This window comes from Actinokineospora bangkokensis (assembly GCF_001940455.1).
Classification (GTDB): domain Bacteria; phylum Actinomycetota; class Actinomycetes; order Mycobacteriales; family Pseudonocardiaceae; genus Actinokineospora; species Actinokineospora bangkokensis.
The window spans coordinates 248000-273929 of record NZ_MKQR01000009.1 but is presented as its reverse complement, the minus strand read 5'-3'; the positions used below and the strand labels follow the sequence as shown (position 1 = coordinate 273929).

The window sequence follows — 25930 nt, the reverse complement described above, 5'->3', positions numbered from 1 at the left end:
CAAGCCGTCCTCACGCCGTCGCTGTGGAGCAGGGAATCACAGCCGTGGTGTTCGTCCTCTTCGGACGGTTGACCTACCCCCCGTGAGCAGCCGATCCCCCGTTGTGGGGTGACCACTACGAGCGGGGTGGGTCAGCGCAGGTCCTCCGCCTGCAAGTGCGCGCGCGAGCCGACGCCCAGCTTGCGCAGGACGCGGGCGGCGTGCTGCTCCACCGTGCGCGGGGACAGGAACAGCACCTCCGCGATCTCCCGGTTGGTGTGCCCCGCGGCCAGCAACCGCGCGACCTCCAACTCCCGCGGCGACAGCTCGTTGCCATACCCGCGCCTGCCGCGGCGGGAGGGCTTGCCGCCGCCCGCTTCGCGCAGCAGGTGGCGGCAGCGGGCGGCGTCCCGGGTGGCGCCGAGGCCGTCGAACACGTCGACCTGCGCCGACAGCAGCCGCGTGCCCTCCTCGGGGTCGGTGGGCAGCAGGCAGACCGCGCGGCGCTCGGCGACGGTGGCGGCGTGGTGCGGGGCGGGCAGGGCGGTGTAGCGGTCGATGGCGTCGGCGTAGTGCGCGGCAGCGGCCACCAGGTCGCCCGCGTGCTCGGCCACCCGGCCCCGGCACTGGGCGAGCGCGGCGGCGGCGAGCGGGGTGTCGCGCCCGGCGATGCCGTCGGCCACCTCCACCACGACCGCCGCCGCGTCCTCGACCCGGCCCGCGGCCAGCAGCGCGGCGACCCCGACCGGCGCGATCTCCCCGGCCCACGCCCAGATCCCCTTGACCCGCAGCACCGCCAGCCCGCGGTCGGCGTCCACGCAGGCGCGCTCGGCGTCGTCCTGGTGCAGCGCGTTCCACGCCAGCCCCGCGCAGCCTGCGACGGCGACCTGGGTGATGGCCTCCTCCGGGGCGAACGCGCCGGTCTCGGTGAACCAGCTGGTCGCCTCCGCCCACTCCCCGCGCGCCACCGCCAGCGAGCCCAGGACCAGCGCCAGCTCGCTGGCCACCGGGTAGAGGTCGCGGTACTCGTCGAGCCTGCGGGCGGTGCGCTCGGCCAGCCCGTCCCACTCCCCCACCAGCCAGTCCAGCCGGGCCCGGGTGGCGCGGGCGGTGGACATGACGAAGGTGGCCTTGCAGTCCGCGGCCAGCCGCAGGCCCGCGCGCAGCTGCTCGTCGGCCAGGCGCAGGTGCCCGGTGTAGGCGGCGGCGTCGCCGACGTTGCAGCGGCAGCGGGCGAGCTGGCGCTGCTCGCCCACGGTGTCGACCACCTCGGGCAGCTCGGCCAGCCGGTCGGTGACCCCGGGGGCGCCGGTGTGCAGCTTGGAGCCGAGCTCGTTGGCCATCAGCGACAGCCACAGCTCCCGGTTGTCGGTGGCCGCCCGGTACTTGTCCGCCTCGTCCAGCCACGGCTCGACCTCCGACAGCGGCACCGTGCCGATGTAGGGCTGGGCGAGCACGGCGGTGCCGCGCGCGGCGAGGTCGGGCCGGTCGGGCATGAGGTCGGTGACGGCCCGCTCGATCTCCGCGCGCGCCGAGCCCAGCTCCCCTGCCGAGCGCAGCAGCAACAACCCGCGGTAGAGGCGCACCTCCCCGCGCGCCGACAGCGACAGGCGCGGGTCGTCCAGCAGGCGTTCGAGCAGCTCGGCCGGGTCGCGCTGGTCCAGGCCGGTGTAGGCGTTGGCGCCGAGCTTCGTGGCGAGCCGGTCGACGTGCTCGGCGGGCAGGGCGGGTGCGCGCAGCAGCCGTTGCAGCAGCGAGGTGGCGGTGGCGGCGTCCCCGATCTCGGTGGACCGGTCGGCGGCGGACTCGCCGTAGTGCAGCCACTCGGTGAACCGGCCCGCCCGCTCGCTGTGCTCCACCAGCTGCACCAGCGGCCGCGGGCGCAGCGCGTCGAGCGCGTCGACCGCCCTGCCGTGCAGGTGCGTGCGGTCCGGGGCGGGCAGGGTGTCGTAGACCGCCTGGCGGGCCAGGGTGTGCCGGAAGCCGTAGCGGTCGGCGCCGACCTCGTGCAGCACGTGCCCGCTCAGCGCGTGCGTCAGCGCCGGGCGCAGCCGCTGCTCGGGGATGCCGGAGACCTCCCGCAGCAGCTCGGCGGTCGCCGGGGCGCCCAGCACCGCCGCGGCGTGCACGACCCTGGTCGCGTCGGCGGGCAGCCTGCCCAGCCGCTCGGCCATGGCGTCGCGCAGCAGCACCGGCGCCTCCACCGAGTCGAGCAGCCTGCGCGCGGTGGCGCCGTCGGCGCGCACGGAGCCGGTGGGGTTGCGCAGGGTCCGCAGCGTCTCCTCGATGACGAACGGGATGCCCGCGGTGCGCTCGTGCAGGCGGGCGGCGAAGTCCGCCGACACCGTCTGCGCGCCCAGGATGGCCTCGGCCAGCGCCCGCACGTCCGCCACGCCCAGCGGCGCGACCTCCAGCAGCACGCTGACCACCCCGGTCGGCGGCCGGTACGCCGCACCGAGCGGCAGCCCGCCGGGCAGGTCCTCGCGGCGGTAGGTCACCACCGTGGACAGGCTGGGGGGCGGGTCGCTCATGAGGAACCGCAGCAGCTGGCGGGTGCCGTCGTCGGCCCACTGCAGGTCCTCCACGACCAGCAGCACCGGGCCCACCGCCCGCAGCAGCTCGCGCACCGCGCGGAACAGCCGGTGCCGCTCGGCGCGCGGGTCGCCGATGGGCACCGGCAGCGGCGGCAGGTGCTCGGCGATCTCCGGCAGCAGCGGCGCGAGCGCGCCGGTGACCGGGTTGGGTGCCGAGAGCCTGGCCAGCCGCGGCCCGGCCCCGCGCAGCGCCTCCAGCACCGCCCCGTACGGGAACGGCTCCCCGACCTGGGCGCAGGTGCCGACCAGCGGCAGCACCGGCCCGAGGTCACCGGCCAGCAGCTCGGCCAGCAGCCTGCTCTTGCCGATGCCCGCCTCGCCCTCGACCAGCACCACCGCCGGGTGCAGGGCGGCGACCGAGCGCAGCACGCCGAACTGCTCGTCGCGGCCGACCAGCACCGGGGAGCTGGTGCGGACCCGGGGGTGGGCGGGCACCGGCGGACCGGGTCTGGCGTGGGCGGGCAGCGGGCGCTGCGGTCGTGTCAAGGCACCTCCCGGCGCGGCGCGGTGGCGAACCAGGGATTCGATCCTAGGGCCAGCCCCCCCGGAGGGTGGCGCCAGCTCGTCCGTCGTCGTGCCGGGCAGCCGTGGCGCGGGGGCGGGAGAGGACGCAGGGTGGGTGGCGGGAGAGGACACAGGGTGGGTGGCGGGCCCTTGACCAGGGCGGGGTGAAAGTCGCGTAGCCCTACCTACCGAAACCCGGATTGTCCGCCGCGGACGCTCAACGGAGGGTGAATCCCGAGTGGCCGCCAGCCTTCGCCTCCCTGCCCGGCGGCCCTCCGCCGGGGTCGAGCACCACCGGCGCTGCCGAAGTGGAGATACCGACGATGCGACACGATCGCGACACCCGCGCCAGGGCCACCGCCGTGGTCTGCGGCGCGCTGGCCGCGGTGGCGGGCCTGGCCGCCCCGGCGACCGCGCAGCCGACGGCGCCGACCGCACCCGCGCCGACCGGGACCGTGCTGGCCGCGGCGAACCCGGTGGCGGGCAGCTACGTGGTGGTCCTCAAGGACGGCGCGGCCACCGCCGCGGCGACGACCGGGGCGGCGCAGGCGCTGGCGGGCAAGTACGGCGGCACCGTGCGCGCCACCTACACCGCGACGCTGCGCGGCTTCGCGGTGCGGCTGGACGAGGCGGGCGCGCGCAGGCTCGCCGCCGACCCGGCCGTGGCCTACGTCCAGCAGGACGGCATCGCCAGGGCGAGCGACACCCAGACCGGCGCGACCTGGGGCCTGGACCGGGTGGACCAGAAGAACCTGCCGCTCGACGGCAAGTACACCTACCCCACCACCGGGGCGTCCAACGTGACCGCGTACATCCTGGACACCGGCATCTACAAGGCGCACCCCGAGTTCGGCGGCCGGGCCAAGGACGGCTACGACTTCATCGACGGCGACGCCGACGCCTCGGACTGCCAGGGCCACGGGACGCACGTGGCGGGCACGGTCGGGTCGGCCACCTACGGCGTGGCCAAGAAGGTCAAGCTGGTCAGCGTCCGGGTGCTCAACTGCCAGGGCTCCGGGCAGTACTCCCAGATCATCAGCGGCATCGACTGGGTGGCGCGCAACGCCGTCAAGCCCGCGGTGGCGAACATGAGCCTGGGCGGCGGCGCGGACACCTCGGTGGACAACGCGGTCAAGGCCGCCATCCAGTCCGGCGTCACCTTCGCCGTGGCCGCGGGCAACGACAACACCAACGCCTGCGGCACCTCCCCGGCGCGCCTGCCCGAGGCGATCACGGTGAACGCCACCGACTCCTCGGACAACCGCTCGTCGTTCTCCAACTACGGGACGTGCACGGACATCTTCGCCCCCGGCACCGGCATCACCTCCACCCGCAACGGCGGTGGCACGACGTCGATGTCCGGCACGTCCATGGCCACCCCGCACGTGACCGGCGCGGCCGCGCTCTACGCTTCGGCCAACCCGTCGGCCACCCCCCAGCAGGTGCGCGACGCCCTGGTCAACGGCGCGACCTCCGGCGTGGTGAAGAACCCGGGCTCCGGCTCGCCGAACAAGCTGCTCTACACCGGTTTCATCGGTGGCGGCGGCGACACCCCGACGCCCACCTGCACCGGTGGCGCGAACACCACCGCCACGTCCATCCCGGACAACAACACCCCGGTCACCTCGACGATCACCCTGTCGAACTGCACCGGCAACGCCTCCACCGCCACCGCGGTGAAGGTCGACATCAGCCACACCTACACCGCCGACCTCGCCATCGACCTGGTGGGCCCGTCCGGTCGGGTGTACGCGCTGAAGCAGGCCGGGGGCGCCAACAGCAGCACCGGCGTGCACCAGACGTTCACCGTCGACGCCTCGTCCGAGGCCCGGAACGGGGCGTGGAAGCTGCGGGTGACCGACGTGTGGACCTACGACACCGGCACCATCGACAGCTGGTCGCTGGCGTTCTGACCTGACCGCTGACTGACCTGGCACCGCTGAGCACGGGTGGGGCGTCTCGCCCCTGCCCAGGGAAGCGCTGAGGGGGCTGCCGCGTGGGCAGCCCCCTCAGCGCTCGTCCGCGATCAGGCGGTGTTGGTCAGGCGGAGAGCATCAGCTGCAACCACGGGTCGCCCTGGAGCGCCTGGGTGACCTGCGCGGGCAGCGCGGGCGGCAGCAGGCCCTGCGACGCCGCGCGCGGCCCCACGCCGAGCAGCTGCTGGATCTGCCACGGGGTGCCGATCGGCAGCGGCAGCGGCGGGCCGTAGGGGAGCCTGGGCGCCTGCCGGTTCAGCGTCTGGCCTGAGCCGGTGTCGCGGGCGGGGTTGAGGTCGTAGCCGTGGTCGCCGGTGGCGTAGCCGTAGAGGCCGTTGGCGAACGCGGCGAAGTTGGTGATCAGGTTGGTGGAGTTGCAGATGCCGTCGTTCTCGTTGCACACGTCGCGCACCGCCACGTCGCGGAAGTCGCGGCCGCCGCGCATGGTCACCCCCGGCAGGATGGTCGGCAGGTTGGTCTCGATGCCGCCCGCGACCCCGCCGAGGCCGCCGTCGCCGAAGGACCGGCGCGGGTTGCCGTAGAGGGTGCCGGAGATCTGGTTGTGCGGGATGTCGTTGGTCCTGGCGAACTTCTCCAGCGCGTCACCGGCCACCAGCGCGCCCTCGGAGTAGCCTGCGAGCCGCAGGTGCGTGCCGGGGCAGGCGGCGTGGTGGGCGCGGACCGCGGCCTCCATCTTCGCCGCGCCCCCGGCCACCGACTCGTCGAGCGCCATGCGGTCGACGACCGGGAACACGCCCGCGAAGTAGGGCACCTCGATGATCTGGTACCCCGCGGGCGGGTTCCGGTTGAACGCCGACGCCCGCCAGTTCGGCAGGGTCTCACCGCCGCGGTAGCCGTCGGCCTCGAAGACCGCGACCTGCGCGCAGCCCGCGGCGCTCGCCTGCGCGGTGGCGGTGACGGTCGCCGCGACCGCCACCACCACCGCGGCCAGTGCTGTGAATTTCATGGGTCCTCCGTGGTCCTCGGAGCACCACCATCCACCCGGGGTGCTCCGCGTCGTCGTGCTCGGTCACAGGTGCGCCAGGGGTGGCGCGCTCAGTACTGCTTCACGGGTGGGCACCGCTTCACGGGTGGGCGCCCGGACGCGCCACTACAACCACCCCCGGTGCGCCGCTTGGACCCCTGCTTGGAAGCGGGAGGTGGCGCCCAGGCGCTCGAACAGCGCGGCGACGCGGCGCACCACCGTGCGCCGCGACAGCGCCAGCCGCCGCGCGATCGCCTCGTCGGGCACGCCGCTGGCCATCAGCGACAGGATCGACCGGTCCTCGGCGGTGACCGCGCCCGCTGGCGAGAGCGGCACCGCCAGCCGCCACAGCGACTCGAACACCCCGGTGAACGCGGTGAGCATGCTGGACGGGTGCAGCAGCAGCGCACCGCCGTGGCCCGGCTCGGGCACCAGCAGGCCCATCCGGTCGTCGGCCAGCAGCAGCCCGACCGGCAGCGCGGCGAGCACCCTGGCCTGCTCGCCCCAGTCCACCAGCCTGCCGGTGGCGGCGAGCCGGTCCGGGTCGGTGGTCACCCGCTGGTCGTGCACGACCCGGTAGCGCACGCCCGCGCTCATCCGCGCCACCTGCAACCGCTCCTGGTCAGCGAGCCGGGCCGCGCCGCCGGGGTGCGGGGGCCGGTCGAGCCAGCGCACCTCCCGCTCGGCGTGGCGCTGCACCCGGTCGACCCACTCGACCAGCTCGGCGTCGGTGCCCACCTCGACCGCCGCCGCGCAGGACCGGGCGCTGCGCCCGTGCAGGGCGTCGAGCGCCCCGGCCAGCTCCCACATCCGCGAGCGCCTGCGCTCCTCGGCGACCAGCACGGCCGCGACAGTGCGCTCGGGCGAGGTCGCCGTCCAGGTGCCGCCCGCGGCCCTGGCGACGTCGGCGGCGCACAGCTCGTCCAGCACGGCGCGGACGGCGTCCGGGTCCATCCGCGCGCAGCCCGCGAGTTCGTCGAGGTCAGCCGACCCGGCCGCGACCAGGGCGCGGTACACCCGCCCGTGCGCGGTGTCCGGCTCCAACACCTCGTACAACGTCCCACCCCCGCTTTGCGAACACTGGTGTACGTAGATGCTAGCGTTGTCGGCGTGCGGAGGTCACCTGGAACCCGAACCCTCATCACCGGCGCCGCCCGCGGCATCGGCGCGGCCCTGGCGCGCAGGCTGCACGCCGCGGGCCACCAGGTCGCGCTGCTCGGCCTGGAGCCGGAGCTGCTGGCGGGGGTGGCCCGCGACTGCGCCGCGCCCTGGCGCGAGTGCGACGTGTCCGACGCCGCGGCGGTCTCCACGGCCGTCGCTGAACTGGTCGAGGAGCTGGGCGGGCTCGACGTCGTGGTCGCCAACGCGGGCATCGCCCGGCAGTGGTCGGTGCTGCACGGCGACCTATCGGTGCTGGAGACCACCCTGCGGGTGAACCTGCTCGGCACCGTGCACACGCTGCGCGCGGCGGGCCCCCACATCGCCCACCCCGGCGGGTACGCCCTGCTCGTCTCATCGATGGCGGCCGCTATCCACCTGCCCCTGCTCGGCGCCTACAGCACGTCCAAGGCCGCCGTCGAGGCGCTGGGCGACACCCTGCGCATCGAGCTGGCCCCGACCGGGGCCCGGGTGGGCGTGGCCTACTTCGCGGAGCTGCGCACCGAGATGACCAGCCGCGGCTTCGACACCGAGGCCGCGCGCCGGTTCTTCGGCCCGCGCGGCACGCTCACCCCGACCACGGAGCTGGCCACGGCGATCGACGCGCTCGACCGCGGGATCGCCCGGCGCACCAGCCGGATCTGGACGCCGCGCTGGGCGGTGGCCGTGGCCCACGCGCGCATGCCGCTGCAACTGCTCCTGGCCAAGGTGCTGCCGTCCGCGCGCGTCCAGGCGGGCGTCGAGGCCGCCACCACCGAGGACGTCGAGTTCACCACGCCGCAGCCGGCCGCGGACCGGCCGCTCTGACCCGCCCCCGACCGTGGCGCGCGGCCGGAGGCACCCCTCGCGGGGCAGGCGGCCGTGGTGTCAGGTCGGGGACGGTGCCGGGTGGGGACGCGGGGGCGGGTAGGGGGACCGGGGCGGGTGGCGGGTAGGGGAACGGAGCGGGTGGCAGGTCCGTCGAGCACCGCCTAGTGTGCGGCCGGTGGACGAGGGACTGACGGCCTGGCTGCTGGATTCCGACCCCGCGCTGCGCTGGCAGGTGCAGCGCGACCTGCTGGGCGCGCCGCCCGAGGTGTGGCAGGCGACGCGCGCCCAGGTCGCGACGACCGGCTTCGGCGCGCGCCTGCTGTCCCACCAGGACCCCGACGGCCAGTGGGCGGGCGGTGCGTACTTCCCCGCCGAGAAGCCCGAGGTGGAGGGTCAGCCGTGGACGGCGACCACGTGGTCGCTGGTGACCCTGCGCGAGTGGGGACTGGACCCGGCCGCGCTGCGCGGCACCGCGGACCTGCTGGCCGAGAACGCCCGCTGGGAGTACGACGACCTGCCCTACTGGGACGGTGAGGTCGACTGCTGCATCAACGCGATGACGGTCGCCAACGGGCTGTGGCTGGGCGCGGACGTGCGGGGCGTCGTGGACTGGCTGGTGGAGCACCGGCTGCCGGACGGCGGCTGGAACTGCGAGTGGGTGGAGGGCTCGACCCGCTCGTCCTTCCACTCCACGCTGAACTCCCTCAAGGGCCTGCTCGCCCACGACCAGGCCACCGGCGGCACCCCGGACACCCGCGCCGCCCGCCACGCGGGCGAGGAGTACCTGCTGGAGCGCCACCTCCTCCACCGCAGGTCCACCGGCGAACCGGTCGGGGACTGGGTCTTCGCCTGCCCCTACCCCATGCGCTGGCTCTACACCACCCTCAACGCCACCGACTACTTCCGCCAGGCCTCCCAGCTCGACGGCACGCCACCCGACCCGCGCGCCGCCGAGGCCATCGCCCACGTCCGCTCCCTGCGCCGACCAGACGGCACCTGGGCGCAGAAGGGCAAGCTCCCCGGCGCCGTCTGGTTCGACGTCGACGTCGAGGACGGCCACCCCTCCAAGTGGCTCACCCTCCACGCCCAGCGCGTCCTGAACTGGTGGGACGACAACACCTGACAGGTCAGGCAACGTCCAAGCGGGGCGCGGCAGAGGCGGCCTGGGCCGCATTGATGATCGCCTCGGCATCGGTGATGTCGTAGACCCGCACGGACAGCGCGGGGACAGCCCGCTTGGACGGCCGCGTGGTGAACACCTGCAACGTCCTGGCCGACCGGGTGTAGACCACAGCCTTCGCAGCGTTCCACTCGACGGCGAGGAACTGGCGCCGAACTATGCCGATGAACAAGAAGAGCAGCCTGCGGTTGGTGCAAACCAGCACCCCGCTGCCGTCGCCGTGCGCGCCCGTGAGCGCGAGCACCTGCTCATCAGGCATGAGGTGTTCAGCCAGGAGCTTGACCTCCTTCATGGCGCCCAGCAGGCCACCGCGCACGCGAGCCACCGCTCCGGCGATGTCCGCCCGCAGGACCGGCGCAGCGGCCGCTGGCGCAACAGGCAGCGGCGGGGGTGCGGGACTGTGTCGCGCCGCAGTCTCGAAGGTCCACCGATGACCGTCCCAATAGCGGATCAGTGAGTCATCCAGCGGATCGGGTAGCCAGCCCGCGGGTCGGTCGACCGTGCCGTTGCCCCCCGCTGCCGCCCCGGTCATTCGCCGTCGTCCGAAAGGTCGCCGTCGCCACCGGCATCGACACCCGCGCCGACGAGCGCGGGGGCGCCTGCCGCGCGCCGGTCCGGGGACGAGGCTCGCCACTCCAGGGCCTCAGCGGTCTCGGTGTACTCGAGCACGTGGTCGTCCCCCAGCGTCACCAGCAGGTCGCGGACCTCGGCCGGGGTGGCGTAGAAGAACTCGCGCCGGTGGTTCACCACGTTGACGCGCCGGTCGGCCAAGCGGTGGTGCAGCGCGTTCTCCAGCGCGACGGCGTCCTCGGAGAAGAACAGGGCGTGCGTGTCGAAGCGGAACGGCACCGAGGCGTCACCGAGTTCGCGCACCCGGTCCATCGGCTCCAGCCGACGGGTCATGCCGATCTTCACCATGTCCGGGCCGAAGGCCCCGATGTTGGAGATGACGTACACGTAGCCCGCTCGCACGTTGGCCGCCCGGTGGTCGACCCCGCTGAGAGCGTCGTCCACCGCCGCCAACTGCTCACGAGCCCTCACCAGCGCCTCGGCGTCACCGCTGGCCTCCAAGCGGGTGACGACGGTGGCGAAGTGCGCCCGCTCCTTGGCCAACTTGGCGCGCTCGCGCTCGATCTCCTTCATCACCTTGGCCTCCTCCCGCAGCCGCTCCCGCTCGGCCCTGGCCTGTTCCTTCTCCTCGTCGGCCTTGACCAGGTAGTCGGCGGTCAGGTCGATCTCCTGCAACCGGAGCCGGTGATAGGCGGGTGAGACGCTGATGGACATCAGCTTCCCGAGCTTGCCGATGGTCTCCCGGGTCTTGGACAGGCGTTCCTTGACCGCCTCGCGGGTGTGCGGCTTGACCGCGCGGACGGCGTTGTCCGCCTCGGCGTTGTAGGCCCGCAGCATCAGCTTGGCCATGTCACGTCCGAGCTTCTGCCCCTCCCTGGCGGACCCGTTGACAGACCAGTCCACGTGGCAGGACACAGCGTCGGTGCGCGCCATCTCCTTGACCCGCTTGCGCAGCGCCGCAAGGGTGTTCTTGTAGGCCAGCGCGTCCTCAAGCGGGTGAGCGTAGTCGTAGACGCCGACCTGCTGCAGCAAGGCCAGTTCACGCGTCTCGACGACCTCGGAGCGCACTGCGACCAGCTCGGCCTGAGCGTCTCTGGTCCGCTGCTCGACCTCGGCGTGCTCCCGCCGCGTCGCATCCACCGCGGAGCGCAGCGCGCGCAGCTCCGCTTCCCGCGCCGAGGCGTCCACGCCGCGCAACTGGCCCACCCACCCGCGCAGCTCGGCGATCGTCGCCTCGGCCGAACCGACCTGCTGGCGCAGCGCCACGACCTCCGGGTTCTCCCGGTTCCCGAACAACCCCACCGCACGTCCTCCCCAGCGCTCCGCGTGGCCTGCGGGCCACTCGGACTGGACCATCGCCGCATCCCGTACGGCGTTACACCGATCACAGGAGTGCATCGCCCTCCGAAGGATGGCAAATCCAGTCAAACCCAATCCTCCTGCCAGGGCGTCGATCGCGGCGCGGTCAGGGGTGCGCCTCCTTGTAGGCCGCGACAACGTCGGCGGGTACTCGGCCTCGGTCGCTCACCTCGTACCCGTTGGTGCGCGCCCACGCGCGCATCTCCGCAGGCGAGACGGTGGGGACCGCCACGGCGTTGACCGCGGGCGGGGTCGGGGCCAGCTTGGGGGTGCGCTGCGGGGCGGGGGTCGGGCGGGCGGCGGGTTGCAGGTGCTCCAAGAGGACGGCGAAGTCCTCCGGGGGCACGCACCGGGTGCCGAGCGAGGCCGCGCTCTTGGCCTTGGTGCCGGTGAAGTCGCCGCAGGTGACGAGCAGCGCGGTGCGGCGGGAGACGTTGCCCATCACCCGGACGCCCAGCCGTTCGGCGCGCTGCTCCAGTTCGTCGCGCAGCTCGCTGTCGCCGGTGAAGGCGACCTTGTCGCCGACGCGCAGTGGTTCGCCGTGCGCCCACTGGGCGGGCAGGGGCTTCAGGCCTGCGGAAAGGCGGGCGGTGCGGGCGGTCTCGGCGGCGTCGAGCAGGGCCGTGAGCGCCGTGGCGGGCACGTCGAGCAGGGCGGCGGTGGTGGTCAGCTCGGCCTTCTCCGCCTTGGTGACGCGACCGTCGTCGAGGGCGAGGTGCGCGAGGGCGAGCAGGAAGCCGCGGTGGGCGGCGGCGAGCCCGTCCGCGTCCAGGTCCTAGAGCGCGGCGAGTTCGGCCAGGGCGGTGCGCTCGGCGTCGGTGATCACGCCGTCTTCGAGCACGTCGGCCAGCAGTTCCAGGTACGGGAGGGATCCCGGCGGGGCGCCGTCGTCGAGCGCGTCGGCCAGCGGCGCGTTCCGGAGCAGGGCCATCAGCGGCTCGGCGGGCGGCTTGGCCTGGGCGGCGGCGATCCTGCGCTGGACGTGGTCCTGGGTGGACGGTTGCGGGCGGGGGCCGCGGGGCTTGGTGGGCCAGGTGATGAGCGCACCCTGCTGGGGCAGGTCGGTCAGCTCCCGGGCCGGCGGCCTGCCCGAGCGCGGGTCGAGGTAGTGGGCGAGCAGGGCGGCGGTGGCGCGGGCGTCCCCGAGGGCGGAGTGCGCGCCCGCGTGCCGGACACCGGTGGCGGCGCAGCAGTCCGCCAGGCGCCTGCGGTCCAGGTGCGGGAGGTGGTCCCAGCTGTGCTCCAGCGTGCACGCGGCGGGCAGGTGGGGCAGCGCCCACCCGGCCCGCGCGAACTCCGCGCGCAGGAAGCCGAGGTCGAAGCGGACGTTGTGGCCCGCGACCGCCGCGCCGGACAGCCGGGTCGTGATCTCCGGCAGCACCTCGGCGAAGCGGGGGGCGCCCGCGACGTCGGCGGCGGTGATGCCGTGGACGTGCGTGGCGCCCACGGGGCCGTCGGGGTTGAACCGGCTGACCCACTCGTCCACCACGCGACCCGCGGCGTCGGTGCGGAGGATGGCCAGTTCAACGACGCGGTGGGTGTTCGGGGACAGGCCGGTGGTCTCGACGTCCACCACGGCGAAGCCGGGGCCCTCGGGGGTGGGTCCGCGGTGCGGCGCCCGCGGGGGCGCGGGCGTGGCCTTGCGCCGGAAGATGTCGAAGAAGCCCATGCGCCCTCATCGGTTCGGCTCGGTGGCGCGGGCGGTGCCCGGCCCGGTCGCCGGCATCGTCGCTCGGGCTCCGGAGATCGTTTCAGGGTTCACCCGACCGGGCTGGGCGGTGATCGGGTCGGGCCTGGTCAGGGCACTTCCAGGCGGCGCCAGGTCCACAGGAACACCAGGGCGGCGGCGATCGAGCCCGCGGACGCGAAGGAGTTGGCGGCGAGGTAGACGACGTAGGGGTTGCCGTCGAGGGTCGCCCGCACGCCCTCGTTCGCGACGGCCAGGGCGAACAGCAGCACGCCCAGGACGAGGGACAGCACGCCGACCCCCGCGGTGAAGCCGATGATCAGCACGCGCGGGACCCGGCGCGGCCCGGTGTGCGGGGCGACGGCGCCGCGGCGGGCCAGCCACCAGGACGCGGCGCAGGCGAGGCCGAGGGCGATGGCGTCGGCGGCGAGGGTGTCGGACAGGCGGTGCCACTTGGCCGTCACGGTGTAGGCGCCGATGGCCACCGCCCAGGACAGCAGGAAGAACAGGGCCACCCCGCGCCACCGGTGCGGGACGACGATCAGCACGGCGAAGAGCACCGTCATGGCGATCGTGGTGTGGCCGCTGGGGAGGCTGTTGTGACCGTAATCGCCGTCGACCGGGACGAGCGCGGGGCGGGGCAGCACGAAGCGCTTGAGGACCTGGGTGACGACCTGGCCCGCGACGATCACGCCCGCGGCGGCCAGGGCGAGGTCACCGCGCTTGCGCAGCAACCCGATGAGCAGCACCAGGGCGATGGCCACCGCGAGCGAGGTGACCGTGATGTCGCCCAGTCCCTCGTCGGCCTGGGTCAGGGCGGGGGAACCGGCCTCGTCGGCACCGCGCAGTGCGGCGTTCTCGAAGCGCTGGCCCGCTCTGGTCCACACCGCCAGCAGGTACACCGCGACGAGCGCGAGGGCGCTGCCCACCGCGACGCCCAGCCAGCGGCGGGCGGCGCGGTCGACGGTGGAGGTGTCCGGTGTGGTCAGCTGGTGCACCCCTCCACTGCACCACGGCGGGGCCGAACCCGCCACAGAGGACGGTGCGCGGGGAGGTCGGGCGACCTCCCCGCGCAGGCCGGGGTCAGAACGTCACGGGCAGCTCGTGCACGCCGTAGAAGACCATCTCGTCCCGGAAGGGGATCTGGTCGATGGGCTTGGCCAGGGCCAGTCCGGGCAGGCGGCGCAGCAGGGTCTCGAAGACCACCTGGAGCTCGATGCGGGCCAGCTGCTGGCCGATGCACTGGTGCGAGCCGAACCCGAACGCCACGTGCGGGGTGGGGCGGCGGGTGACGTCGAAGTCCTCGGCGCCCTCGGAGATGGCCGGGTCGAGGTTGGCGCCCGGGATGTGCACCGCCACCTGGTCGCCCGCCTTGATGGTGACGCCCGCGATCTCGACGTCCTCGACGGCCACGCGCTCGGCGCCGCGCTGGGCGATGCTGAGGTAGCGCAGCATCTCCTCCACCGCGCCGGGGACGAGGTCGGGGCGCTCGCGCAGCAGGGCGAGCTGGTCGGGGTTGTCCAGCAGCAGGGCGGTGCCCAGGCCGATCATGCAGGCGGTGGTGTCGTGCGCGGCGATGAGCAGCGTGGAGGCCATGGTGACCAGGAACTCGTCGGTCAGCACGCCCTCGGGGTCGGGCAGGGCGAGCAGGCCGGAGATGAGGTCGTCGCCCGGTTCGGCGCGCTTGCGCTGGATGACCTGGTAGACGATCATGCTGACCCGCATGCCCGCCGCCGCCAGCGCCTCGGGGTCGGTGTTGAGGGCCATCATCGCCTCGGCGCCGGACTGGAAGTCCTCGCGGACGTCCTCGGGGACCCCGAACAGGTCGGAGATCACCGCGGAGGGCACCGGCACGGCGAACATCTTGACCAGGTCGACCGGGGCCCGCGCGGCCAGCATCCGGTCGATGTGCTCGTCGACGATGCGCTGGATGTTGGGGCGCAGCAGGTTCATCCGGCGCACGGTGAACTCGCGGGCGAGCAGGCGGCGGTCGCTGTCGTGCTCCTCGCCGTCCTGCCAGAGCAGGCTGCCGCGGCCGGGGAGGTGCTTGACCACGTCGGCGGACTCGTGCAGCGACCCGGGGATGCGGACGCTGAACCGCGGGTCGCGCAGGATCGCGCGCACCTCCGCGTGCCCGGTGGCCAACCACCCCTCCCGGCCGCTGGCGAACGTCGCGCGGGCCACCGGCGCCCGGTCGCGGAACTCGGCCAGCCCGGCGGGCTGGCGGAACGGGCAGCCGCCCCGGTCCGTGGGGTAGGCGGGCGCCTCGGTGCCGGGGGCCACAGCGCCTCCAGACGTCAGGGTGGACATGGTCGGGTTCTCCTTCTCGGTCGGGGCGTCAGGCTGGAGACGACCGCGATCGGGCGGCCGCCGTAGTGCCGGGTGATCTGGATCGCCATCGAGCCCAGGCCGCCCGCGCCGCCCCAGATCAGCACCGGGTCGCCGGGGTTGACCACGTTCGGCATCCACCCGCGCAGCTGCCGGTAGGCGGTGGCGCCGGTGAGCATGTAGCAGGCGGCCGCCTCCCAGGTCAGGTTGGCGGGCTTGGGGTGGCACTGGTAGTCCTCGACCACGGTGAACTGGGCGAAGCTGCCCCAGTTGTTCTCGTAGCCCCAGACGAACTGCGACGACGAGGTCATCGGCTCGGCGCCCAGGCGGATGTCCTCGGCGTGCTCGTCCCACACGCAGCCCGACAGCACGATGTGATCCCCGACCTTGACGCTCGTGACGCCCTCGCCGACGGCCCACACCACCCCGGAGCCCTCCGAGCCGCCGATGTGGAAGTCCTCCATCTGCCTGCCCGCGCGCTGGCGGGCGGCGATGACGTCGACCGGCTTGCCCAGCGAAGCCCAGACGTTGTTGTAGTTGATGCCCGCGGCCATCACCATCACCAGCACCTGGCCCGGCTTGACCTCGGGGATGCCGATGACCTCGGTCTGCATCGCCTTGACCGGCTCGCCGAACCGGTCCGGGCGGATGACGGTGGCGTACATCTCGTCGGGGACCTCCCCCAGCGCGGGGATCTCACCGATCTCGTAGAGCGACTTGGACATGGTGGCTCCTGCAAGGGTCGGGTTGGGCGGGGTGGGTGCGCCGAGTGGGCGCGGTGGGCGGGCCGCGGCGGGTGGCCGCGGCGCCCGGGGGGAGGGTCGGTCCCGGGGCGGGGACGAGCCCCGGGACCGACGTCGGGGGTTTCAGGACCGGGCGGAGACCGGCAGGGCGACGGTGGCGAGCCAGGCGCGCAGCGCACCGGCGGTGGTCTCGGCGTGGTCCTCCATCATCGAGTAGTGGTTGCCGGGGACCTCGAACACGGTGCTGATGTGCTCGGGCGGGGCGGGCCTGCTGTCGACCCCGGGCGTGGTGCCCGGCATCGGCTCCAGGGCGCGGACGAGCATGGTCGGGACGCTGACCTCCGGGGTCTCCCAGGAGTCGAACAGGCGCAGGTAGCCGCCCATGGCGGTGAGCTGGTCGCCCGCGGCGGTCATGAACTCGAACCGCTCGGCCTGCTGGTGGCCCATGGACCGCAGGAACTCCGGGTCGAACGGCACCACCCGGGAGAAGCTGTCGACCATGACCACCGCGTCGGGCGGGCAGCCCTCGGCCTCCATCCTGGCGGCGACGGCGTGCGCCACCCAGCCGCCGGAGGAGTAGCCGACGAGCACCAGCGGGCCCGCGCTGCGGACCGCGCGCACCGACTCGGCGTGCGCGGCGCCGAGCGCGGCGATGTCGGCGGGCAGCCGCTCCCCCGCGCCGAAGCCGGGCGCGGGCAGCGCCCACACGTCGTGCTCGCCGCGCAGGTGGGCGGCGAAGCGGGCGTACTGCTGGATGCCCGCCGGGGCGATGTAGGGGGCGAAGCACACCACGGTGGGCGCGGGCGGGGCACCCTCGGCGGGCGCGGCGGCGGCACCGAGGCGCACCGGGGTGGTGCGGCCGGTGGCCGCCTCGGGCTCGGTGAACGCGTCGCGGAACTGCGACGCGGTGGCGAGCATGGACATGGCCTCGGTGACCCGGCCGGTGCGGGTGGCGTTGGCGTACAGCGCGACCAGCGAGTCGGACAGGCCGGCGGGGGCGGCGGCCTGCTCGGCGGGGGCCGCGGCGCCGCCGAGCTGCCCGCTGAGGTGGGCGGCCAGCGCCGCGGCGGTGGGGTGGTCGAACGCCAGGCCCGCGGGCAGCTTGATGCCCACCGCCGAGCCGACCCGGTTGCGCAGGTCCACAGCGGACAGCGAGTCGAAGCCCAGCTCCAGGAACGGCGTGCGGGGCCCGACCTCGTCGGTGCCGTCGTGGCCGAGCACGGCCGCGGCCTGGGCGCGCAGGAACTCCACCAGCTCCGCCTCGCGCTCGGCCGGGGGCAGGGCGCGCAGCCGGTCGGCCAGGGCGCCGTCGCCGTCGGCCGGGGCCGCCTCGCGCTTGGGCGCCGCGGCCAGCGCGCGCACCTCCGGGATCGCGGAGATGAGCGGGCTGGGGCGGCCGATGGTGAAGGTGGGCAGGAAGCGCGTCCAGTCCAGGTCGGCGGCGACCAGGGTGGTCTCGTCGCGGTCCAGCGCGCTCCACAGGCAGGCGAGCGCGCGCTCGACGGGCATCAGCGGCAGGCCGCGCGCGGCGAAGCGCTGCGCGACCGCCTCGTCGGCCATGCCGCCGCCGTCCCAGCCGCCCCAGGCGACCGCGGTGGCGCGCAGGCCGCGGGTGCGGCGGTGCTCGGCGAGGCCGTCGAGGGCGGCGTTGGTGGCGGCGTAGCCCGCCTGCCCGCCGGAGCCCCAGATCCCGGCGCCGGAGGAGAACAGCACGAACGCGTCCAGGTCGCGGTCGCCCAGCAGGGCGTCGAGGTGGCGGGCGCCGTCGACCTTGCCCCCGGCGAGCGCGGCCAGCTCGGCGGTGGTGACGTCGGCCAGCATGGAGGACTCGGCGGTGCCCGCGGCGTGGAAGACGGCGGTGAGGTCGGTGCCGTGCTCGGCCAGCAGCGCGGCCACCGCGTCGCGGTCGGCGACGTCGCAGGCGGCGACGGTGACCCGCACGCCCCGCTCCCCCAGCCGCGCGGCCAGCTCCGCGGCGCCGGGCGTGGCCAGGCCGCGGCGGCCGGTGAGCACCAGGTGCTCGGCGCCGCGCTCGGCCAGCGCCGCGGCGAGGTGACCGCCGATGCCGCCGGTGCCGCCGGTGACCAGGACGGTGCCGCGCGGGCGGTACTCGCGGATCGGGCGGGTGGCCGAGGCGGGGGCGCGGCGCAGGCGGGCGGCGAGCACCCCGCCGTCGCGGACGGCGAGCTGGTCCTCCGGCCCGTCCTGCCCGGTGAGGCCGGTGAGCACGGCCAGCAGCCGGGCGGCGGCGCGCTCGTCGAGGACGGGCGGCACGTCGACCAGGCCGCCCCAGCTGTGCGGCCGCTCCAGGGCGACGACCTTGCCCAGGCCCCACACCTGCGCGGCGTCGGCGTCGGTGACGGGGGCGCCACCGGCGGGGACGGCGCCGGAGGTGACCGCCCAGACGGGGGTGCGCAGCTCGATGTTGCCCATGGCCTGCACGAGGACGGTGGTGCCGTGCAGCGACGCCGACACCGCGGGGGCGTCGGGCAGCGTCCCCGGCAGGGCGGCTAGCAGCGACAGCACGCCCGCCGGGGCCGACTCCCCCGCCGCGACGGCCAGCCGCTCGGCCAGCACCGCGCGGTCCTCCCCGACGGCGACGTCCACGACGGACACCGGGGTGGCGGCCTCCAGGGCGGCCAGCGCCGCGTCCGCCCAGGCCGGGCGGTCGGTGGCGGGCCGCACGACGAGCCAGTGCCCAGTGGGCGCGGTGCCCTGGGCGGGCTCGGGCACCGGCTGCCAGGCGAGGCGGTAGCGCAGCGCGTCGAGCGCGTCGCGCTCGCGGCGGCCGCGGTGCCAGTCGGCCAGGGCGGGCAGCAGGCCGGTCAGCGCGCTGCCGTCGGCCAGCTCCAGCTCCTTGGCCAGGGCGTCGGCGTCGCCGTCCTCGACCACGCGCCAGAACGCCTCGTCGGTGGCGCCGGTGGGCACCGCGGCGTTGGCCAGCCAGAAGTGCTTGCGCTGGAAGGCGTAGGTGGGCAGGTCGACCGGGGTGCGGCCGACCCCCTCGGGCAGCAGCGCGCCCAGGTCCACCGCGACCCCGCGCACGGCGAAGGCGGCGGCGGAGAGCAGCACGCGGTCCAGGCCGCCGTCGTCGCGGCGCAGCAGGCCGCCGGTGGTGACGTCCGGCAGCGTGCCCTCCACGGCGCCGGTGAGGATGGGGTGCGGGCTGACCTCGACGAACACGCCGTGGCCGTCCTCGGCCAGCGCGCGCAGCGCGGGCTCGAAGCGCACGGTCTGGCGCATGTTCGCGTACCAGTAGTCCGCGTCCAGCTGCTCGCCGGGCACCAGCCCGGCGGTGACGGTGGAGTAGAACGGCACGGACCCGGCCACCGGGCGCACCGCGGCGAAGGCGGCCAGGACGTCGTCGCGCAGCTTCTCGACCTGGGCGGAGTGGCCCGCGGCGTCGGCGCCGGGCAGGACCCGCACCCGCACGCCCTCGGCCTTGAGCTGGTCGCGCAGTTCCAGCACGGCGTCGGTGTCGCCGGAGACGGTGACGGCGGTGGGGGCGTTGACCCCCGCCAGCGAGATCCGCCCGCCCCACGCGGCGAGCCGGGCGAGCACGTCGTCGGCGGGCAGCGCGACGGCCATCATGGCGCCGGTGCCCTGCAACCGGGCCCAGGCGCGGGCGCGGTGCACGACCACCCTGGCGGCGTCGTCGAGCGTGAGCACCCCGGCGACGTGGGCGGCGGCGACCTCGCCCTGGGAGTGGCCGACGACCGCGTCGGGCTCCACCCCCAGCGAGCGCCACAGCGCGGCCAGGGCGACCATCACCACGAACAGGACGGGCTGGTTGACGTCGAGGCGGTCGATGTCGAGACCGCCCGGCTCGCCGCGCAGGGTGGCGAGCACGTCGAAGTCGGCGTGGCGCTGCACCGCCTCGGCCGCGGTCAGCAGCGCCTCGGCGAACACCGGCGAGGTCGCGAGCAGCTCGTGGGCCATGGCGTGCCAGTGCGAGCCCGCGCCGGGGAAGACGAACACCGTGCGGCCCTCGGCGTCGGCGTGGCCCTCGACGAGTGCGTCGGCGGGCTGCCCGTCGGCCAGCGCGCGCAGGGCGGCGGTCAGCTCGTCGGTGGTGGTGCCGACGACGACGGCCCGGTGCGGGTGCTGGGTGCGGGTGGTGAGCAGGGCGTGGGAGACCTCGGCGGGCGCGGCGCCCGCGGGCAGCTCGGCCAGCAGGCGGGCGGCCTGCTCGCGCAGCGCGGCCTGCGAGCGCGCCGACAGCGGCCATGCGACCGGGCCGTCGAACGGCGCCGGGGCCACAGTGTCCTCTTCGGACTGTTCGGACTCCTCGGGCACCTCGGGCATCTCGAACACCACGTGCGCGTTCGTGCCGCTGAGCCCGAAGGACGACACCGCGAACCGGCGGGGGCGGTCGAGCTCGGGCCACGGGGTGTTCTCGGTGAGCACCTTGACCGTGCCCGGCGACCAGTCGATGTGCGGGGACGGCTCGTCGGCGTGCAGCGTCACCGGCAGCACGCCGCGGTGCATCGCCTCGATCATCTTGATCACACCGCCGACGCCCGCCGCGGCCTGGGCGTGGCCGATGTTGGACTTGAGCGAGCCCAGGTGCAGCGGCTGCTCGGGGGTGCGCTCGCGGCCGTAGGTGGCGAGCAGGGCGTGCGCCTCGATCGGGTCGCCCAGCGGCGTGCCGGTGCCGTGCGCCTCCACCACGTCGACGTCGGCGCCGGTGAGCCCGGCGTCGGCCAGCGCGGCGCGGATGACCTCCTGCTGGGCCGGGCCGGAGGGAGCGGTCAGGCCGTTGGAGGCACCGTCGGAGTTGATCGCGGACCCGCGCAGCACGGCGAGCACCCGGTGCCCGTTGGCCCGTGCCGCCGACAGCCGCTCCAGCAGCACCAGGCCCACGCCCTCGGCGAAGCCGGTGCCGTCCGCGCCCGCGCCGAAGGCCTTGCAGCGCGCGTCGGCCGACAGCGCGCGGTTGCGGGCGGACTGGACGAAGGCGTTGGTGCCGGACATGACCATGACACCGCCCGCCAGCGCCAGCGTGCACTCCCCGGCGCGCAGGGCGCGGGCGGCGGTGTGCATGGCGACCAGCGAGGACGAGCAGGCGGTGTCGATGGTGACCGACGGACCGCGCAAGCCGAAGGTGTAGGAGAGCCTGCCGGAGACGACGCTGGCGGAGTTGCCGGTGGACAGGTAGGTGTCGACGCCCTCGGGCAGCTCCAGCGGGCGGCCGATGTAGTCCTGGTAGCCCGAGCCGACGTAGACGCCGGTGCGGCTGCCGCGCAGCGAGACCGGGTCGAGGCCCGCGCGCTCGAACAGCTCCCAGGAGGTCTCCAGCAGGACGCGCTGCTGCGGGTCCATGGCGATGGCCTCGCGCGGGCTGATGCCGAAGAACGCCGCGTCGAAGTACCCGGCGTCGTGCAGGAAGCCGCCCTCGCGGGTGTAGCAGGTGCCGGAACGCTCGGGGTCGGGGTCGTAGAGGGCTTCGAGGTCCCAGCCGCGGTCGGTGGGGAAGCCGGTGATGGCGTCGGTGCCGGTGCTGACCAGCTCCCACAGCTCCTGCGGCGAGCGCACCCCGCCGGGGTAGCGGCAGGCCATGCCCACCACGACGATCGGGTCGTCGTCGGCGGTGCCCGCCTCGGCCTGCTCGGCGGTGGCGGTGGCGCCGGTGAACTCCGCGGCCAGCAGCAGCGCGATGGCGTCGGCGGTCGGGTAGTCGAACACCAGCGTCGAGGGCAGCGCCAGGCCGGTCTCGGTGACCAGGGCGTTGCGCAGCTCCACGGCGGTGAGCGAGTCGATGCCCAGCTCCGCGAACGGCTTGCCCGCGGCGACGCCGGAGACGTCGTCGTGGCCGAGCACCCGGGCGGCGTGGCCGCGGACGAGGTCGACCAGGCGCTTGTGCCTGCGGTCGGGGGCCAGCGCGTACAGCTCCCTGGCCAGCTCCGAGGAGTGCGCGGCGGGCGCGGGGTCGTCCTCGGTGAGCGCGGGCAGCGCGGACAGCAGCGGGCTGGGGCGGGCGGCGGTGAACGGCGGGGCGAACACCGGCCAGTCGACGTCGGCCACGACCCGGGTGGTCGCGCCGTCGGCCAGCGCCTCGGCCAGCGCGGCGACGGCGGCGGTGGGGGTGAACGGGCGCAGGCCGCGGCGGCGCAGGCGCTCCTCGTCGTCGCCGTCGGCCACCATGCCCCCACCGCCCCACGGGCCCCACGCGACCGCCGTGGCGGCCAGGCCGCGGGCGCGGCGGTGCAGGGCGAGGGCGTCGAGGTGGGCGTTGCCCGCGGCGTAGGCGGCCTGGCCACCGGAGCCCCAGACGCCCGCGATGGAGGAGAACAGCACGAACGCGTCCAGCTCCCGGTCGCCGAGCAGCTCGTGCAGGTGGGTGGCGCCCGCGGCCTTGCCCGCGGTGGCGCGGGTGAACTCCTCGGGGGTGGTGTCGGCCAGCATCCCCGCGTCCGCGACGCCCGCGGTGTGCACGACGGCGGTGAGGTCGTCGAGGCCGTCGAGCAGGGCGGCGACGGCGTCGCGGTCGGAGACGTCGCAGGCCACGACGCTCGCCCGGGCGCCCAGGTCGGCCAGCTCGGCCACCAGCGCGGCGGCGCCGGGCGCGTCGGGCCCGCGGCGGCTGGTGAGCACCAGGTGCTCGGCGCCCGCGCCCGCCAGCCAGCGTGCCACGTGCCCGCCCAGGGCGCCGGTGCCGCCGGTGACCAGGACGGTGCCGCGCGCGGTCCACGGCGTGGCGGCGCCGGGCGCGGTGACGGGCGTCAGGCGGCGGGCGAACGCGGTGTCGCGGATCGCCAGCTGGTCCTCGCCGCCGGTCAGGGCCCCGGCCAGCCGGGCGACGGCCTCGGCCGGGAACCCCTCGGGCAGGTCGGCCAGACCGCCCCAGCGGCGCGGCAGCTCCAGCCCGGCGACCCGGCCCAGGCCCCAGACCTGGGCGCGCTCGGGGTGGGTCAGCGGGTCGTCGGCGCCGGTGGAGACCGCGCCGGAGGTCAGCGCCCACAGCCGGGCGTCGGGCAGCGCCTCGGCCATCCGCGCCAGCAGGGTGACCAGCTCGGCGGCCGCGGGCTGCACGGCCAGCACGCCCGCGGCACCGGGGTGCCGGTCGAGGGTGTCGACCTCGGCGGCCACGGCGTCCACGCCGACGGCGGCCAGGCTCGCCAGCACCCCGGCGCGCTCGTCGCCGCCGAGCACCAGCCAGGTGCCGTCGGGGGCGCCGCCGGTGGGCACCGGGGTCCAGGTGGTGTCGTAGCGCCAGTCGCGGGACTCGGCGCGCTCGCGGCGGGCGCGGCGCCACGCCGACAGCCGCGGCAGCACCGCGGCCAGGGCCGGGTCGGCCGACAGGCCCAGCGAGCCCAGGTCCTCGGCCTCGACCGCGGCCCAGAACTCCGCGTCCACCGGGTCGGCGGTCGTGTCGCGCTCGGGCAGCTCGTACCAGAACCGCTTGCGCTGGAAGGCGTAGGTGGGCAGCTCGACCGGGTGCTGCTCGCCCAGGTAGCCGGTCAGGTCGACGGCCACGCCCGCGACGTGCAGGCCCGCGAGCGCGCTGACGGCGGCCACCACCTCGGGGCGGTCGGTGCGCAGGGCGGGGACGGCGTTGATGCCGTAGGCGTCGTGCCCGGCGAGCGCGGTGAGCACCGCGCCGGGGCCGACCTCCACGGCGGTGCGGACACCGCGCTCGCGCAGGGCGGCGAGCTGGTCGGTGAACCGGACGGCCGAGCGGACGTGCTCGACCCAGTGGTCGGCGGAGGTGATGTCCCCGGCGGAGATGACCGGGATGCTGGGCTGGTGGTAGGTCAGCGACCGCGCGACCGCGCGGAACTCCTCAAGCACCGGCTCCATCAGCGGGGAGTGGAAGGCGTGGCTGACCGTGAGCCGGGTGGTCTTGCGGCCCAGCGCCGCGAAGTGGGCGCCGACACGCAGCGCCTCGTCCTCGGCCCCGGCGACCACAGTGGACTCGGGGCCGTTGAGGGCGGCGATGCCGACGGTGTCCGACAGCAGCGGCAGCACCTCCTCCTCGGACGCCTGCACCGCCACCATGGCCCCGCCGGTGGGCAGCGCCTGCATCAGCCGGGCGCGCTCGCTGATGAGCGTGCCCGCGTCCGCCAGCGACAGGACGCCTGCCACGTGCGCGGCGGCGACCTCACCGATCGAGTGGCCCGCGACGAAGTCCGGGGTGGCGCCCCAGGACTCCAGCAGCCGGAACAGGGCCACCTCGACGGCGAACAGGGCGGGCTGGGTCCAGCCGGTCTGGGTCAGCAGGTCCGACTCGGGGTCGAAGACGACGTCCTTGATGCCCGCGGGGAGCACGGCGCACGCGGCGTCGAACGCCTCCGCGAACACCGGGAAGGCACCGTACAGCTCGCGGCCCATGCCCGCCTTCTGCGAGCCCTGGCCGGAGAACAGGAACGCCAGCTTGCCGGGCTTGCCCTCGCCCGCGATCGCGGCGAAGCCGTCGGCCGCGGCGGCGAGCCCGGCGCGCAGGCCCTCGGCGTCGGTGGCGACGACGGCGGCGCGGTGGTCGAGGGCGGCGCGGGTGGTGAGCAGCGCGCGGCCGACGCCCGCGAGGTCGGTGCCCGCCGCGGCCAGCGGGAGCAGGCGGGCGGCCTGGCCGCGCACGGCCTCGGCGCTGGTGCCCGAGACCACCCACACGTGCGCGGGCGGGGTGGCCGGGGTGGCCTGCTCGGCGGGCTCCGGCTCCGCCGGGGGCGCCTCCTCGACGATCACGTGCGCGTTGGTGCCGCTCACGCCGAAGGACGACACGCCCGCCCGGCGCGGGCGCTGCCCCGCGGGCCAGGCGACCGGCTCGGTGAGCAGCCGCACGGCCCCCGCCGTCCAGTCCACCTTGGACGACGGGGTGCCCGCGTGCAGTGTGCGCGGCAGCAGTTCGTTGCGCAGCGCCATCACCATCTTGATGACCCCGCCCACGCCCGCGGCGGCCTGGGTGTGGCCGACGTTGGACTTGAACGACCCGAGCCAGAGGGGGGTGTCCCGCTCCTGGCCGTAGGTCGCGAGCAGGGCCTGCGCCTCGATGGGGTCACCGAGGGTGGTGCCGGTGCCGTGGCCCTCCACGGCGTCGACCTGGGCGGCGGAGATGCCCGCGTCGAGCAGGGCCTGGCGGATGACCCGGCGCTGGGCCGGGCCGTTGGGGGCGGTCAGGCCGTTGGACGCGCCGTCCTGGTTGACCGCCGTGCCGCGCACCACCGCGAGCACCCGGTGCCCATTGCGCCGCGCGTCCGACAGCCGCTCCACGAGCAGCACGCCGATGCCCTCGCCCCAGCCGGTGCCGTCGGCGTCGTCGGAGTAGGCCTTGCACCGGCCGTCGGCGGCCAGGCCGCGCTGCCGGGAGAACTCCACGAACGCCGTCGGCGTCGACATGACCATCACCCCGCCCGCCAGGGCGAGCGAGCACTCGCCCCGGCGCAGCGACTGGGCGGCCAGGTGCAGGGCCACCAGCGAGGACGAGCACGCGGTGTCGACCGTCACCGCGGGCCCCTGCAACCCGAAGGCGTAGGAGAGCCTGCCGGAGATGACGCTGGCGGCGTTGCCGGTGCCCAGGTGCCCGTCTGACTCCCCGCCCGCGCTGAAGATGCGGGTGGCGTAGTCCTGGTAGCCCGAGCCCATGAACACCGCGGTGTCGGACCCGGCGGTCGAGCGGGGGTCGAGCCCGGCCCGCTCGAAGACCTCCCAGGTGGCCTCCAGCAGCAGCCGCTGCTGGGGGTCCATCGCGGTGGCCTCCCGCGGGGAGATCCCGAACGGGCTCGGGTCGAACTCCGCGGCCTGGTAGAGGAAGCCGCCCGAGCGGGTGGTGGAGGTGCCCTGGTGGTCGGGGTCGGGGTCGTAGAGCGCCTCGGTGTCCCAGCCGCGGTCGGCGGGGAAGTCCCCGACCGCGTCGCGCCCGGCCGCGACCAGCTCCCACAGCTCCTCCGGCGAGGACACCCCACCGGGGAACCGGCAGCTCATCCCCACGATGGCGATGGGCTCCGCGGCGCGCTCCTCGTGCTCGGCGAGCCGCGCCTTGGTCTGGCGCAGGTCACCGGTGACGCGCTTGAGGTACTCCAGGAGCTTCTGCTCGTTGTTCTCGGCTGGCTTGGTCAAG

General features: G+C 75.3%; 13 protein-coding genes and 1 pseudogene. 3 read left to right on the top strand and 11 right to left on the bottom strand.

Annotated elements, in window-relative coordinates; all coding sequences use genetic code 11:
* Nucleotides 1-131: 131 nt before the first annotated feature.
* The gene (locus BJP25_RS09495; protein ID WP_233157979.1) at nucleotides 132-3059 is read right to left on the bottom strand and encodes an ATP-binding protein; all 2928 of its coding nucleotides are present in this window, start codon (nucleotides 3057-3059) and stop codon (nucleotides 132-134) included.
* 341 nt (nucleotides 3060-3400) lie between these two features.
* Between BJP25_RS09495 and BJP25_RS09490 the strand changes: the two genes are divergently transcribed.
* Complete coding sequence (locus tag BJP25_RS09490) at nucleotides 3401-4990, top strand: S8 family peptidase (protein WP_075974464.1); 1590 nt, start codon at nucleotides 3401-3403, stop codon at nucleotides 4988-4990.
* A 127-nt stretch (nucleotides 4991-5117) separates the two neighbouring features.
* On the opposite strand, the gene BJP25_RS09485 is transcribed toward BJP25_RS09490, so the two are convergent.
* Nucleotides 5118-6020, bottom strand: a complete 903-nt coding sequence (locus BJP25_RS09485) for a cutinase family protein (protein ID WP_075974463.1) — start codon at nucleotides 6018-6020, stop codon at nucleotides 5118-5120.
* 144 nt (nucleotides 6021-6164) lie between these two features.
* Nucleotides 6165-7085 carry a helix-turn-helix transcriptional regulator gene (locus BJP25_RS09480; RefSeq protein ID WP_233158012.1) on the bottom strand — a complete coding sequence of 307 codons (921 nt, stop codon included), beginning with the start codon at nucleotides 7083-7085 and terminating at the stop codon, nucleotides 6165-6167.
* Between the two features lie 63 nt (nucleotides 7086-7148).
* Between BJP25_RS09480 and BJP25_RS09475 the strand changes: the two genes are divergently transcribed.
* Nucleotides 7149-8003: an SDR family NAD(P)-dependent oxidoreductase gene (locus BJP25_RS09475; protein ID WP_198943405.1), complete on the top strand. Its 855-nt coding sequence runs from the start codon at nucleotides 7149-7151 to the stop codon at nucleotides 8001-8003.
* Between the two features lie 178 nt (nucleotides 8004-8181).
* Nucleotides 8182-9129 (top strand): prenyltransferase/squalene oxidase repeat-containing protein, encoded by a 948-nt coding sequence (locus BJP25_RS09470; RefSeq protein ID WP_075974783.1) that lies wholly within the window; start codon nucleotides 8182-8184, stop codon nucleotides 9127-9129.
* A gap of 4 nt (nucleotides 9130-9133) precedes the next feature.
* On the opposite strand, the gene BJP25_RS09465 is transcribed toward BJP25_RS09470, so the two are convergent.
* The 8 genes and pseudogenes from BJP25_RS09465 to BJP25_RS36105 form a co-directional block, all read right to left on the bottom strand.
* Entirely contained in the window at nucleotides 9134-9718 is a 585-nt protein-coding gene (locus BJP25_RS09465) for a DUF2510 domain-containing protein (protein WP_075974460.1), read from the bottom strand.
* Nucleotides 9715-11058: a DUF4041 domain-containing protein gene (locus BJP25_RS09460; protein WP_075974459.1), complete on the bottom strand. Its 1344-nt coding sequence runs from the start codon at nucleotides 11056-11058 to the stop codon at nucleotides 9715-9717. Before BJP25_RS09460 ends, BJP25_RS09465 begins: the two co-directional genes overlap by 4 nt.
* A 163-nt stretch (nucleotides 11059-11221) precedes the next feature.
* The gene (locus tag BJP25_RS35305; protein WP_075974458.1) at nucleotides 11222-11758 is read right to left on the bottom strand and encodes an Lsr2 family DNA-binding protein; all 537 of its coding nucleotides are present in this window, start codon (nucleotides 11756-11758) and stop codon (nucleotides 11222-11224) included.
* 132 nt (nucleotides 11759-11890) lie between these two features.
* Nucleotides 11891-12784, bottom strand: a complete 894-nt coding sequence (locus BJP25_RS09450) for a 3'-5' exonuclease (protein ID WP_075974457.1) — start codon at nucleotides 12782-12784, stop codon at nucleotides 11891-11893.
* Nucleotides 12785-12912: 128 nt separating this feature from the next.
* On the bottom strand, nucleotides 12913-13800 hold the full coding sequence (locus BJP25_RS09445; protein WP_075974456.1) for a phosphatase PAP2 family protein: 888 nt from the start codon (nucleotides 13798-13800) through the stop codon (nucleotides 12913-12915).
* 85 nt (nucleotides 13801-13885) lie between these two features.
* Nucleotides 13886-15112, bottom strand: a complete 1227-nt coding sequence (locus BJP25_RS09440; protein WP_075974455.1) for a cytochrome P450 — start codon at nucleotides 15110-15112, stop codon at nucleotides 13886-13888.
* Nucleotides 15100-15855, bottom strand: a complete 756-nt coding sequence (locus tag BJP25_RS09435; RefSeq protein WP_084793823.1) for an alcohol dehydrogenase catalytic domain-containing protein — start codon at nucleotides 15853-15855, stop codon at nucleotides 15100-15102. Before BJP25_RS09435 ends, BJP25_RS09440 begins: the two co-directional genes overlap by 13 nt.
* 141 nt (nucleotides 15856-15996) lie before the next feature.
* Nucleotides 15997-25908, bottom strand: a pseudogene (locus tag BJP25_RS36105) (type I polyketide synthase); the annotation flags it as partial.
* Nucleotides 25909-25930: the final 22 nt, after the last annotated feature.